Raw genomic sequence first — 278 nt, 5'->3', positions numbered from 1 at the left:
CCGTATGCCTACTGCGCAGTCATCGTCCTGATACTCGCGCATCCGTGGTTTCGTGAAAAGGAGATTTTGCATGACGACTGACTACGAAAAGAAGTACCATAACCTTCTCAACAGGGTTCTGGACTTGCAGCTGGAATTCGATTCTGTGCACGCTGCATTCGTCGGTGCCTTCGATACCCCTGTCGCGCGCCGACTTCAAGCTGACGAGTACTCGGAAGATGCTCGGCGTCGCCTCCGTAACTTCGCAACCTCCATCGGAAAACTTTGATGAGCCATAC

General features: G+C 52.9%; 1 protein-coding gene. It reads right to left on the bottom strand.

Translation table 11 applies throughout. From position 1 onward, the window contains the following. Positions 1 to 19: 19 nt before the first annotated feature. On the bottom strand, positions 20 to 278 hold a 259-nt coding region (locus tag AC1RPV_RS07825), incomplete at its 5' end, for a hypothetical protein (RefSeq protein ID WP_289876006.1).

This window comes from Dellaglioa sp. CoH-55-MRSF-9, from assembly GCF_056782155.1.
The sequence above is the reverse complement of the archived record's forward strand: the minus strand, read 5'-3'. Positions and strand labels throughout refer to the sequence as shown.